This window comes from Candidatus Peregrinibacteria bacterium (genome assembly GCA_030700255.1).
GTDB lineage: Bacteria > Patescibacteriota > Gracilibacteria > UBA1369 > JABINC01 > JABINC01.
Genome location: JAUYJN010000032.1, coordinates 13,870 through 26,947, shown reverse-complemented (window position 1 = coordinate 26,947; position 13,078 = coordinate 13,870). Strand labels below are relative to the sequence as shown.

Below are 13,078 nucleotides of genomic sequence, written 5' to 3'. Positions count from 1 at the left end.
TTTAAATTTAATTAAATTGTATTATTTTAGTATATTTGACCCAATCGCTTTTTCCACGATCTTTCCGAGCTTTTTCATCCCGAGCCCCGTAGAACCTTGGACTCCCGGGATAATAAGAATTGATGGAAGCATATCTTCTGAAAGTTTTTTGTACTCATCTTCAGGGAAGGTTTTTGCCAATTCTTCAGTTACCATGATAATTGCATATTTAGCTCTTTCTCCATTTTTTTCATTTTTTAATTCTTTCAACACACTTAGAGCTTCTTCACTTGTCAAAGCATTCACAGCAGTAATCCCAATGGCTTTGAATCCCATGATCATGTCTTTTTGACCGATAATTGCGATTTCGTATTTATTCATTAATATAGGTTTCTTATATGTTTTTTAATTAATTCCGGATTTATATTTGCGATTTTCGCAAGAAGTATCATTCGTAAAATTTGAGCGTTGTTATTTTTTGCCCAGAAAAATGCGATCACAGGAGCTATTCCATAAGTGATACTTTTTGCCTCTTTGACGAAGTCAGTCATGTGATTTTGTCCAAGCTCGTCTATTTTTATCATCGTTTTTGACGTTTGAAATTCTTCTATAATTGTATTACTTAAGGTTTTGTAATGAGTTTCTTTAAGTAGGGTTGGTATGTCTGAGGCATTTCTTTCAGTTAAAACTCCTAACTCCTGAACATCCAAAATACCTCCGGTTGCAAATGTCTTTTTGATAGAGTCAGCATCCACCCCTTTTAGTTTTAGTCTGAATAAGGCTCCTATATTAAATAAATCTATGTTTTTGATGGTGAATTTTATTAAAAATTCATCAGTAGATTCATTTGCAATTTCAGACATTAATTCAAAATATAATTTGTCTAAAGTGAAATCTATCATTTGGTAATTTTCATCTTTTGCATACTCAGCTTCAATTTTCTTGATAGTTTCCACAAATCTAACCTTGTGGGTTTCGAACATTGTGTTCGGAAAATGAGCCCCTTCTGTACGGAAGTAAGCCTTTAATTTGTCTAGATCTAAGCTTCCGAGTGGATTTAGAAGTTCATCTATATTTCCCTCCCAGATTTTTTCAAACTTACCTTTAAGTAGAGTTTTGATATTATGTATATCGTACATGTACCAAAGTACGTTTAGATATTCCGGACATGGCGAAAGCTTTTTGAGAAAATTTGCAGTTTCAAGCATTTCCGCATTTATCACTTTTTGAAAATCACTTACATTGTCTATATCAAGTACATGATTTGAAAAGCCTGTTTCGTTCAATACTTTGAAAGCTTCTTTTACATTCGTGGCTCCAATCATACGTTCAACCTCATTTTCATTGAGCATTTTTGCTTCCTGAGAACGAATTCTACCCAGTATGTGCGCGAATTGTGTGTCGTCCTTGATCATGTTGAGGTTATTCTTTTTGTTATATTTCAGTTGACTCGTATTCATCTTTAATTTCTTTTCGCTCCTCGTCCATCGGTCGCTAAGAAATTAAGATTCATACTTCGTCAACTATTAGTTGAATAATTTATATGCGATATCAGTCTCTGCTTCCCCACGGAGATCGTTTACTAAGGTTTCGAATGTTAGATCAATCTCGACGCTCTTACCTATAACGATACATCCACCTGTGAAGTCACCTTCACCGGTAATTTTGTAATCTTTTTTTGCCTTTTTTATAGCATTTAAAGTTTCTGTCTTTTTCCCTTTGGCCGCTACAACGTTCGCATCATCAAGATCTGTCTTAGAAAGAAGTGAAGCTAACAAATCCTCGTAACCCTCGTCGCTTGAAAGAGTTTGTATAGCATTTGTAAATACTTCACTTAGAACTTCTCTTTTAGCTGAAAGCAACAGTGCTTTACGCTCTATGTTCGCTTGAGCTTGCATCTTTTTTTCTATACTTGTTTTTTTCTCTTCTACTTTCAATTTGTACTCATGCTTTAGCCCTTCTTTATTTTTCTCATGGATTGAATTTAACTCGGCGATTTTGTTCGCAAGGTCAGCTTCAAGTTCGTTGATCGCTTTTTGCTTTTCTAAATCGATGTCGTTTAAAATATCTTGGATTGTCATTTTTATAGAAGTTTAATAGTTAGGATTTGATCATTGTCAACTAACCCAAGTCCATGAAGAATAGAGTAAGTGCAGAGATAAGGAATACGAAGATTGCCTGAGTCTCCACAAGAGCTGCGAGAACGATACTTTTACCAAGTGAACTGTCGTCTTTTGCAAGAGCCTGTACCCCTCCGCCCGCTACTTTACCTTGGAACCATCCTGAGTACATACCACCTATTGCGATAGGAAGACATGCACCAAGTATTCGCCAACCTTCCGCATTTGTAAGTGGTTTTGGTTCGCCGGTTAGAACTCCGGTAAAAAGAAGTACAAGGAACCCAACCAGGAATCCGTAGATTGCTTGAGTACCCGGTAGCGCACAAAGTACAAGAAGTTTACCGAATTTCTCCGGTTGTTCAGCAACCACACCGGTTGAAGCTTGCCCGGCAATCGCTATACCAATACTTGATCCGATACCCGCCACACCCGCCGCTAAAGCTGCACCGATTAAGGCTAGTGCTAAACCATCCATACCTGCAGACATTGCTGCCGTTGCCATTACCGCTGTTTCTTCCATAATATTTGAAAGTTAAGTTTTAAAGTTTTTAATAATTAGTGTTAATATCAGTTTTTACATATCACTTTCAAGCATGACGTATTTCGATTCTTTTTTAAAAGGTTTGAAAATTTTACCACCACCTACTAGGAATTTTGAGAAAAATTCCACATATTGAAGACGAGCCGAATGTATAAACGCACCAAGTGCATTTACCACCAAATTAAATGAGTGGCCACCTATTAAAACTATCAATACAACAAGCCACCCTATGTATGGTAATCCACTTACTAGCCCGGCAACGACGTTTACGGCAAGACCGATAATTGCAGTTGCTAGCCCAAGTGCAAGTAGACGAGAATATGAAAGTATGTCTCCAAAGTAACCAACTAGACCATAAAGACTAAGAACTCCTGATATTATTTTACCGGGAATACTTGGCTTTGAACGACCTTGAGTTAGTACTAAGAATGCTAAACAGAAATATAGTAGATAAAGCCCGAATGCTCCAATCGCTGTTCCGACAAGCCCTGCTTGCCCCATTATGACGATGGACAATGAAACCAAAGTCAAGAACCAACTGAATTGATCTATTATTGCATCTTTTTTATTACCAGTCTTGAAAGCCCCAAGGAATGAAATTAATACTCCAAATGAAACTTGTAAATATCCAAGTACGAGTGAGAAAATCAATACAGTCATAGGATCTTCAATAGGATTGAAAATTTGCCCTATGAATTTTAGATTTTCACCATCCCTCGTCGTTAAGAAAGCGGGAGCTTGCTCAATAGTCATACCGAACCAGCTTCCATATAAAATTCCCATTATTATAGTTAGTATTCCTGCGTACAAAAGTAGCCTTACAAAACTTTTTATTTGCTTTGAAAGTCGGACGTACTTTAGTGCAAGCAACATCATAATAGACATTATTATTCCGTAACCAGCATCAGTCACAGCCATTCCAAAGAACACTATGAAGAATACAGATAGAAGGGCCGTTGGATCGTATTCAGTAGGAATAGGAAGTCCATATAGTTTAGTTACGTTTTCAAGAGGTTTAAGTAATGGGTGATTTTTTAATGCAACCGGAGATGGCTCATCAGTTTCTATAGGAATGATAGCAACTTTATTATTGGTTTTGTCGCGAAGCATATTCTCTATTTCGTTTATTTCAGCTTTAGGCAGCCATCCGGAATATGCGAAGGTCGTTTTACTTTCAATCCCATTTTCGGTCATACGTTCAGCATCTACTTGCCATTTGTGGTAATCATGAACTATTTGTAAAGTCTCGTAATTTGCTGACATTTTCCTAAATTCTTTTTCGATTCCCCTTATTGTTTTATTAGCCTCACTTTCTTGCTCCGTAATATTATGTAAAGCATCCTTTACTGTAGTTTGTACTGTTGGGAGCAATACCTCCTTAACCTTTATCTTACTCAATAAATCTTTTACACTTTTAGAATATTCTTTTTTATATATTAACGTAGCATATACTGATACGCCTTCGGTATTGATGATATCAAGGCTGATTAGTGAGCCTATTTCATTCAAGTCATTTTCTAGACTACTTATGCTGTTGATTGATACAATTATGAAAGTTATTTCATATCCATTTGCTGAGAAGTCTTCTTTTGGTGATACTTTTGAATTCTTCCAAGGAGCCAATTCCTTTTTCGCATTATCAAGAAGTTCTAATGTGGTTTTTGCATTGGTATATCTAACTTCAAGATCTTTGCAGTCCTTTATAATCGTATGATGATCAAAATTATCAGCTACAGCTTTAGCCTTTTTTTCAGTTACTACGATTGGCCCCTCTAGCAAGCTTCTTTTTTTGGCGAATGGAGCTAGTAGCCCAATGGTAAATTCAAGATTCGCACGTTCCATTTCTAAAGTAGTGTCGATTCCAGAGTTCTTTTTCCATTGGTCATTATTTTCTAATTTAACTTCTTCCAATTGAATTACTTCAAAATCTTGAAGAGCCTTGAGGATTTTAGATTTATCCGCAATTTTCCCGATTATGTGTGCTTTTTGTAATTTAACAATTGCCATATTTAAATTAGTGTAATTTGAAAATTTACTTTGTTACTGAAATATTAAGCTTATCAATGATTAGCTTTATAGCTTCCGGCATTTTGTTTTTTGCATTACTTTTTAGTAGTTCTGATGAAGTTCTAGCCTCTTTAAGTTCAGCCTCCATTTTATTCATTGCCGCCTCCTTAGTCTCTTTTAATTTTTGCATACCTTCATTCTTTAACTCATTTTCATAAACCTTTAAATCGTCTTCACGTGCAAGACGAGCTTCAGCCATAGCTTCTGTATTTCTGTGCATTTCCTTCTCAATACTTTTTTCAGCCTGACCTTCAGTGTCCTGTATAGCTGTGAATGGATCTTGATGAGTACCTGCATGCATTGCTGTGTCATTCATTGTTGAGAGGTTTATTAGATTTTTATACGACGAAATTTTGACCTTAATTCAGATCGGCGAAATTTTAGGTATGACCTGCCAAAATGTCAATGGTAAAAAAAATCGATTTGTTATACAGTAGACTATGTTTTTTAATATTTATGACTTTGATTTACTTAAGCCTCGGCTCAAATAATGGTGACGAGTATGAGAATTTAGCTTCCGCTCGCCGATTACTCGAAGAAAATAGTATCCGAATTGTCGGCGCTTCATCGGAAATTATTACGAAAGCTTGGGGTATAAAAACTCAACCTGATTTTGTAAATCAGGTATTACAGGTAGAATTCAGTGATAATTTTGACGGAGAGAAGTCTCCATATACCTTATTATATATATGCCAGGGAGTTGAGAGGGAACTTGGCAAAGTGATGGCCAAAGACGACGGGTACGTCAAATGGGGTCCAAGAATTATAGATATAGATATCTTACAATACGATGAAATAGAAGGGTGGGACCCAGAGCTTCGCCTTCCGCACCATACTATAGAGAAGGATTACATTAAGGAGTTGATTGCGGAGATTTGCTCGAGCTAGCGTTTTTGGATTTTACTATCCAGTACGTATCCATGAGTGTCTTCAAATGAGGATTTGTATCGACGGATCATTTTTAAAATTTGGCACTTAGCTTTTGGGAGCGAGTATTTGGTATATGCATCGTAGGAGGCAGAGTAAAAACTTTCTACATATTTCATATACAAATTGTTTGGATGCATAAATGGTAGCTTCACAAATACGAGTGCTATGTCGTTTATGTTTTTTTCTTTAAAAATTTCTATAAGCTCAAGTGCGAAATCAAAATTTGCTAAAATAATATTGCTACCATCAGCTTGAATTTTGTTGATTATTTTTCCATTTGAACCGGAGACGCCTTGGCCGAAAACATTGATTGACGTGCTGTCGTGATCCAATTCAAGTTTCTCATTAATTTTTTCCATAAAATGAGATATAGGTCCATTGCTTGAAAATACGATAACAACATTTTTAAATTTATTTAAAATTTCTTTTACCTTCTCCGCTACTTCCACCGGAAAATCTTTGCTTTTTGAGTCGGACATGTCTGGAAATGAAGTGAATTCAATCTCGTTTTTTTCATTTATTTTTTTCGTTTCGAAACCTTCAAGTTTTAGAGCTTGTTTTAAAAATTTATTATTATCAACTTCAACTATGTCATCATTTATTATTATGTTGTCGAATTTTTGCCAAATTTTCTCATCTAACATTTGTAAGATATCCCTTGATGTTATTCTGATCAGCACATCTCCTTCACTTGGATTCATCAAAGAAACGTTGAACTTATCCCGTTCTTCAAGAGCTTCTTTGAGTAGGCGGAGCTTCGGCGGTATATGAGGCATGAATCCTTCGATGATTTTCATAGCGGTCATCTCAGCATTTTTCCATTCTTGACTTTGCTTTATTGATTCATCGACTGTTATTTCAGGGAATGACAAATCGTTCGGTTTGAATTTTTCAAAAATAATTCCAAGTAATCCGAATAACATTTCGCCTTCGCCTTCGCAGTCACCGACACCTATGCTAACGGTCATATTTTTTGCTAATGATTTTTCGAACTCAATAGCATCGAGTACAACTAAGTTTTTTATCTCCAGTCCAAGATCTAAATTCAGAGTTGCAAGTTTTAGAAGGTTTGAATGGCTTATATAAATTTTATTGAGTTTCTCCAGCTCTTGTAATTTTTTGTCGTAAATTTCGTGAGTTCTGTGCTCATCCAAATTTATACGATTTACGATACTATATTCTTTGTTATATAAACTCAGCTCAGTTGTTTCAAATGTTTTTGTTTTGGAAAACCATATTATTAATTTTATACAGGTTGTTACTTCATCTTCATTTAGTTTTATATTTTTATTTAGTAACTTCTCAAATTCCTCCGGAAGTAAATAGTTGTATTTAAGTTTAAAAGTATTTTTTGGAAAATAAAATGCTCGTGTGCCCGGCATGGCAACTAATGTTTTCTCAGAAAAATCATATTTTTCCGGGTCGATAAATCCTTCTGTTATTTTCTTACCTTCAAGTGGGATTGTGTGATCCGGTGTGACTTCTTTTTTGTGAGGTTCTCCGTGCTCATCCATTATAAAACTACAATCATCAATATCTTTTAATTGTGATTCATATAGTTTCTTTTGTTCAATTGAGTTTAAGAAAAACTCTTTCCATGACCAGGTGTATTTCCCTAATAGTGTTTTGATTTTTTCTAAAGTCTCATCACTTTCTTTTAGGAGAAGTAATCTTAATTTCTCCATTAGTTTTACACTAGCAACTACATCGTCGTATGCGCGGTGAGCGCCAGCATGTTCTATGTTAAAATTTTCAGTAAGGATTTCCAGGCTATATGATTGAGCCTTTGGGATGATGGCGCGAGCCAAAGTGAAAGTATCCAGTTGCTCATTGGTAAGTTCGATTCCATGAGTTTTTAAAAAACCAATATCAAAACTTATATTCTGTCCGAGTATTGGTAAATCGCCTATGAAATTTTGAATTTCTTCTTTGTAGTCTTCAAATGGTTTTGCAGTACTTACCATTTCATCAGTTATTCCGGTTATATTTGTCGCTATGCTTGGGATTGGCCTTAGCGGATTTATTAACATTTGCAGCTCTTTAATAATTTTGTCATCTTCAAACACAATAGCGGCAAATTCAATAATAGTATCGTTATTGGCATCGAGGCCAGTCGTTTCCAAATCAAGCGCAATGAATTTCATTCTTATATTTTTTTACTGATTTTGGAAATTTTGAAGTCGTACAATTATCTCAGCCAGATCTCCACGTGTCATCTGATCGGATAGATGAGCGCCACCATCCGCAAAGGCGGAAATTATTGAATTTTGCTTTAGAAAATATACGTATTTGTAATGCCACTCTGCATCATTCTCTTCTTTTACATCACTAAATAAATATTCTGCCGGTGGATTTGGATTGTATGGTACTTGAGATGATTCTAAGATTATTTTTAGCGCTTCAGCCCTGTTCACAGTTTGGTCCGGCCTAAAGTTGCCATCTATGTATCCTGTCACTATACCTTCTTCTTTTGCGGTCTCTACAAAACGAGCAAACCATATGAATCTTGGTACGTCACTAAATGGTGAACGACTAGCTTCGGTTAGTACATTTATTTGAAATGATAACATTGCCATTTTGAGTAATTCAGCTCGATTAACGTATGCATCAGGCCTTACGGTACCATCCTCATAACCTTGTAAAACACCTTGTAGCCTAAGAGCTTCAATGTATTCCTCCGCTGTGTGTCCGGCTATATCTGTGAATGGATCAGCTATACTTGGTTCAGAAGCATTAGTACCATTGGTTTCATCAATTACAACTCTAACATCATCAACTTCACCGGTTTCACCTTTTTCTAATATCTCAAATTTTGTTTTTGGACTTATATTCCCATCTGCATCATGCGCTTCCAGGTAGAATGTATTTTTCTTAGCTTGATTGAGCCTGACTTTTGCAGAAAATATTCCACTTGTAGAAGTTACGGTTTCGACCTCATCGTCTCCGGTTACAAAAATACGCGTCTCCGGTTCTGCATCCCCGCGAATAGTATAAAAATAAGCATCTACCGTATGGTCAAGGGTTTCAATCACTGGCGCATCCGGAGCACTATAATCTTGTCCTGTTTGCGCTTGATGTGCGGATGCTTCCGTTGCACTCTCTACAATTGTAATTTGTATTTGATCGCTGATTTCAGTTCCGACAGTTGCTGATACTTGAAAAATATTTGTATTGTTTTGTGTTAGCGATAGGACTAATTCAAAATGCCCACTTGCATCCGCATTTATTGGTGGGATTTGGTAAGGACCTCCGGTTACAGTAATACGAGCATTTGGAGCGGTGGTCCCTGTAATGACCTGCTTGGTTCCTTTGAAAGGGCTTTTTACAGGATTGATCGTTGGTTTCGCGACGGCAAAACCTATATTTGAAAAAATAAAGATACTTATAATCCCAAATACTAGCGATATAAATGTTTTTTTCATAATGAAAGCGGTTAGTTTATTTTTGTTCAAAACAACTTTACCATTTTTAAGTCCCTGAAGGCTAATTTATTTTTTAGTTAAAATTTGGCGTCTCCAGACCACCATGAATATGAAGATTATGTTTGCTGCCACAATAACCAGTGGGTAAAACGCTGTGATAAACGAGAAGTTAGTTAAAGCGAACAGAGAGACGACGAATTTGAGTGATCCTAATATATACATAGATAGATTTTCGCTATGCGGCTTGATATATGTTTTTCTAAAAGTTGGATAATATCCGATTAGATCAACTACAGTTATAAGTATAACTGACCAAAATGGACTTTTTGTTATTGCCCAAAGAGGAATTGCCAGTAGTCCAAATGCAAGGCTGATCCAGTCCGTTATAGTAATGTCTTTTTCTCCTTTTTTTAATGCGAGTACAAATATCAAGAGGCATAAAAATGCAGAAAGGCCGGTTGACCAAGTGCCGGCCCCACCTCGGTCACTTACTTGTGCAGCGAAAGCAATTCCGGTTATCAATCCCCAGATCAACCATGAAAATGCGTGAGGGTGGGTTTTACCTCTAAAAATACCCCTGATATATGGGATATATCCTATTATGCTAATAATTAATGCAATTATTCCCAGTAATTCTTTATCTGTCATTTTTTGATTGTTAGTCTATATTTTTTATATTACACATATTTTCCTCTTTTTAAATTTAATTTTATGATGTACACTTAAGGTGTAATTTGTAACATCATATTATGACTACGAAATTTATAGGTATGAAGGAATTTAGGGATAATCTTGCTGGAACGATTAAAAAAGCTCGAAAAGGTAATATAACTTATATTGTTTTAAAAAAGAATGTACCCGTTTGTGAAATTAAACCTATTGATGAGAAAGAGTTTGCAATGCAAAGGTTTGCGAAGGAGCTTGATGAGGCGATGGCTCAAGTTAAACAGGGTAAGGTTTACTCTCAAGAGGAGGTTATGAAAGAATTTGGACTTTTATAATAAAGCTTATGTATAAAGTAATATATACTCATAAGGCTATTGAAGATTTAAAAAAAATAGAGTCTTCAATTGCCGAGAGGATTATTAATAAAATCGCATTTTATGCTTCTCAGGAGAATCCTTTGGATTTTGCGAAACGACTTCAAGGAAATTATGAAGCTATGTATAGGTTTCGTATTGGTGACTTTAGAGCTGTATTTTGGGTTGATAGAGATGGGCGTTTTTCAATACTTAATATTTTGAAGATAAAGCATCGAAAAGATGTGTATGGATTATGATTTCTACAAAAGTCTCACAAATTGGTCGAAGATAAACTCTGTATCAGTAGGGCCGCTTGTTGCCTCAGGGTGGAATTGTACCGATGCGAATGGTTTTGATTTGTGCTTGATACCCTCTACTGTTTTGTCGTTTGCGTTTTCAAACCAGACTTTCCAATCTTTTGGTAAGGATTTGGCGTCTACTGCAAATCCATGATTTTGAGTTGTTATATAGCATCGTCCCGTCTCAAGATCGGTACAAGGTTGATTGTGTGAACGATGACCATATTTCATTTTGTATGTTTTGCCACCTGCGGCGATTGCCATAATTTGACTTCCCATGCAGATTCCATATGTTGGTTTACCTGTTGTGAATGCATGTTTCATAGCTTCTACAGTTTCCGGTACTGACGTTGGATCGCCAGGGCCATTTGAGAAAAAGTAGCCATCGTATTTCGTTTTATCTTTTGAAAAATCATGATCCCAAGGTACTAGAGTTATGCTGATATTTCTTTTGAGAAACGATCTGATGATGTTGTTTTTGATTCCCGTGTCGATAAGTGCGACATGTTTTTTACCAGACGCAAAATGTTTTGGTTTCTCTATGCTTGTTTGCGAAATTAGGTCATCTTCATTTGGGTCAACGAATTTATTATTCGCTTTTGTGTTTTCAAAAAGTATTTTCCCAAGCATAACTCCGTGTTCTCTGATTTTTTTCGTTAAGGTTCGTGTGTCGACGCCTGTTATCCCAGGCACGTCATGTTCTTTGAGCCAGTATCCAAGTGACTTATCAGCCTCCCAGTGACTGTAAGCTTCTGAATATTCACTTACGATAATTGCTCGTGGCCAGATGCGTGAACTTTCTAAAAATTCTTCTATATCCTTCTTTGGTGTACTTTTTGGTACTCCATAATTCCCGATTAGTGGCGAGGTAAAAGTTAGGATTTGTCCATTGTATGAAGGGTCAGTTAGGCTCTCCGGGTATCCGACCATCGCAGTCGCAAAAACCACCTCGCCATCTGTTTCACGGTACGCACCAAAGCTTTCTCCTTCGAAAACTGAGCCATCTTCGAGTACGAGTTTAAGTTTTTGAACCTCTTTCTTTGTCATAATTTGGATTATTATCAGGACGATTGTAAAGGGATGAGGTAAGTTTTTCAATAGCTTCGATCTGATTTTAATTTACTTTTAAAGCTTCTAAGTGCTACATTTCTCGTGATATCAATTTGTAACTCTCTTTCACATGGAATTCAAAGGCGCTGATATACTTTCGACAAAACAATTTTCAAGAGAAGATCTTGAGAAAATAATGGAAGTGGCTAGAGGTATGGAGCGATATGCATTCAAAGAACAGACATCAGATTTGTTAAAAGGGTATGTGATGGCGAGTCTTTTTTACGAGCCATCAACAAGGACGCGACTTTCTTTTGAGACTGCTATGAAGAGGCTTGGAGGTGATGTTGTAACTGCAGTCGGTATGCAGTTCTCATCTCTTTATAAAGGTGAGACAGTTCACGATACAGGAAAGACGATTGAAAATTATGTTGATGTTATTGCTATGAGGCATCCGGACCAAGGGTCCGTAGATGAGATGGCAAACGCCGCTTCGGTACCGGTTTTAAATGCCGGTGATGGGCCGGGACAACATCCAACTCAGGCATTATTGGATTTGTATACTATTTTTGAAGAAAAAGGAAAGGTGGATGGCTTAACTATTGCAATGAGTGGAGATTTGAAATATGGAAGAACGGTTCATTCACTTTGTTATTTGCTTGGACACTATAATGTGAAGATGATTTTTATCTCACCGGATGAACTTAGGATGCCGGAAAAAGTAACTTCATATTTGGATGAACATAATGTCTCTTATGAAGAGACTGAAGATTTTGATGGGGTGATAGCTGCAGGTGTTGATGTTTTATATTGTACTAGAATTCAAAGAGAACGGTTTTTAGATAATGCGGAATATGAGAGACTTAAGAGCGTATTTATTTTAGACAAAGCAAAAGCCATGACTGGTAAATCCGATATGACAATTATGCATCCGCTTCCTAGAGTTGGGGAAATCAAAGAAGATACAGATGAGCTCCCGGGAGCAGCATATTTCCGACAAGCTCGAAACGGAGTAACTGTCAGAATGGCACTGCTAGCAATGGTGCTTGGGCGGGCTTAAGTTTCTAATTCCAGAGATTTTGGATTTGTGTATTTTCCAACGATCTCTGCGCGGTCTATTTCTACTCCGTCTTCTTCGCACAATGCTAACACGTTATCCTTGGTCCATTCAGCCACTCTTTCTATAGCTTGTTCAGGAGTTAGATTTACTGCAATGACTAGCATATGGTATTCTCCTTTGCTCGCTGTGTATGGGCCAGTCCATCCCACTTCTTTTGCTTGGTTGGTTTGTTCTTTAATGCCGAGAGCTGATATTCTTTCTGAGATCGCACCTTCTGGGATCGTTGTGTCCTCGCCTCGCCCTACAGCCGCATAATGACACCAATTATCGCTATCTTCACTATCATACACTAAATATATAAGTGCACGTGTTTGTTCCGGCACTCCTGTGATTGTGATTCCCGGAAATATATTCTCTACACCATCGAAATCATTAGACCCTAATCGAGCTGTGTATTCCTGTGGTATTTCACCTCCATTTTCCCATGCAGTCGTTACCTTCATTGTACTTATAATTAATTTGAATGATTAATTTTACAATATTTCGCATGGGTTTGTCCAGTAAGTTCTTAGGAATGCCATATTTCAC

The 13,078-nt window shown here is 36.7% G+C and carries 15 protein-coding genes; 4 read left to right on the top strand and 11 right to left on the bottom strand.

The genetic code is table 11. The annotated features are described in order from the left end of the window. Positions 1-21: 21 nt before the first annotated feature. The 6 genes from Q8P68_04060 to Q8P68_04035 form a co-directional block, all read right to left on the bottom strand. A complete protein-coding gene (locus Q8P68_04060; GenBank protein ID MDP4008339.1) occupies positions 22-360 on the bottom strand; it encodes a V-type ATP synthase subunit F in 339 nt (112 codons plus the stop codon). Next, the gene (locus Q8P68_04055; GenBank protein ID MDP4008338.1) at positions 360-1,394 is read right to left on the bottom strand and encodes a V-type ATPase subunit; all 1,035 of its coding nucleotides are present in this window, start codon (positions 1,392-1,394) and stop codon (positions 360-362) included. Before Q8P68_04055 ends, Q8P68_04060 begins: the two co-directional genes overlap by 1 nt. Positions 1,395-1,505: 111 nt before the next feature. After that, positions 1,506-2,060, bottom strand: a complete 555-nt coding sequence (locus Q8P68_04050; protein ID MDP4008337.1) for a hypothetical protein — start codon at positions 2,058-2,060, stop codon at positions 1,506-1,508. 40 nt (positions 2,061-2,100) lie between these two features. Beyond that, positions 2,101-2,619 carry a V-type ATP synthase subunit K gene (locus Q8P68_04045; GenBank protein ID MDP4008336.1) on the bottom strand — a complete coding sequence of 173 codons (519 nt, stop codon included), beginning with the start codon at positions 2,617-2,619 and terminating at the stop codon, positions 2,101-2,103. 54 nt (positions 2,620-2,673) lie between these two features. Continuing rightward, on the bottom strand, positions 2,674-4,647 hold the full coding sequence (locus tag Q8P68_04040) for a V-type ATP synthase subunit I (protein MDP4008335.1): 1,974 nt from the start codon (positions 4,645-4,647) through the stop codon (positions 2,674-2,676). Between the two features lie 25 nt (positions 4,648-4,672). After that, on the bottom strand, positions 4,673-5,023 hold the full coding sequence (locus Q8P68_04035) for a hypothetical protein (GenBank protein ID MDP4008334.1): 351 nt from the start codon (positions 5,021-5,023) through the stop codon (positions 4,673-4,675). Positions 5,024-5,169: 146 nt separating this feature from the next. On the opposite strand from Q8P68_04035, the gene folK reads away from it, so the two are divergent. Then, entirely contained in the window at positions 5,170-5,595 is a 426-nt protein-coding gene (gene folK, locus Q8P68_04030) for a 2-amino-4-hydroxy-6-hydroxymethyldihydropteridine diphosphokinase (GenBank protein MDP4008333.1), read from the top strand. Here folK and Q8P68_04025 read toward each other — a convergent pair. From Q8P68_04025 to Q8P68_04015, 3 genes are all read right to left on the bottom strand, one after another. Next, a complete protein-coding gene (locus Q8P68_04025; GenBank protein ID MDP4008332.1) occupies positions 5,592-7,781 on the bottom strand; it encodes an exonuclease domain-containing protein in 2,190 nt (729 codons plus the stop codon). The genes folK and Q8P68_04025 overlap by 4 nt on opposite strands. 12 nt (positions 7,782-7,793) lie before the next feature. Then, positions 7,794-9,059, bottom strand: coding sequence for an S-layer homology domain-containing protein (locus tag Q8P68_04020; protein ID MDP4008331.1), 1,266 nt, complete (start codon positions 9,057-9,059; stop codon positions 7,794-7,796). A gap of 66 nt (positions 9,060-9,125) precedes the next feature. Continuing rightward, a complete protein-coding gene (locus Q8P68_04015; GenBank protein MDP4008330.1) occupies positions 9,126-9,707 on the bottom strand; it encodes a hypothetical protein in 582 nt (193 codons plus the stop codon). 101 nt (positions 9,708-9,808) lie between these two features. Between Q8P68_04015 and Q8P68_04010 the strand changes: the two genes are divergently transcribed. Further along, positions 9,809-10,060 carry a hypothetical protein gene (locus Q8P68_04010; GenBank protein ID MDP4008329.1) on the top strand — a complete coding sequence of 84 codons (252 nt, stop codon included), beginning with the start codon at positions 9,809-9,811 and terminating at the stop codon, positions 10,058-10,060. 8 nt (positions 10,061-10,068) lie between these two features. Next, the gene (locus Q8P68_04005) at positions 10,069-10,338 is read left to right on the top strand and encodes a type II toxin-antitoxin system RelE/ParE family toxin (protein MDP4008328.1); all 270 of its coding nucleotides are present in this window, start codon (positions 10,069-10,071) and stop codon (positions 10,336-10,338) included. A 3-nt stretch (positions 10,339-10,341) separates the two neighbouring features. On the opposite strand, the gene carA is transcribed toward Q8P68_04005, so the two are convergent. Beyond that, entirely contained in the window at positions 10,342-11,427 is a 1,086-nt protein-coding gene (gene carA, locus Q8P68_04000; GenBank protein ID MDP4008327.1) for a glutamine-hydrolyzing carbamoyl-phosphate synthase small subunit, read from the bottom strand. A gap of 133 nt (positions 11,428-11,560) precedes the next feature. On the opposite strand from carA, the gene pyrB reads away from it, so the two are divergent. Then, entirely contained in the window at positions 11,561-12,490 is a 930-nt protein-coding gene (gene pyrB / locus Q8P68_03995) for an aspartate carbamoyltransferase (GenBank protein MDP4008326.1), read from the top strand. Here the strand turns inward: pyrB and Q8P68_03990 are convergent. Further along, the gene (locus Q8P68_03990) at positions 12,487-12,993 is read right to left on the bottom strand and encodes a hypothetical protein (GenBank protein MDP4008325.1); all 507 of its coding nucleotides are present in this window, start codon (positions 12,991-12,993) and stop codon (positions 12,487-12,489) included. The genes pyrB and Q8P68_03990 overlap by 4 nt on opposite strands. Positions 12,994-13,078 lie beyond the last annotated feature (85 nt).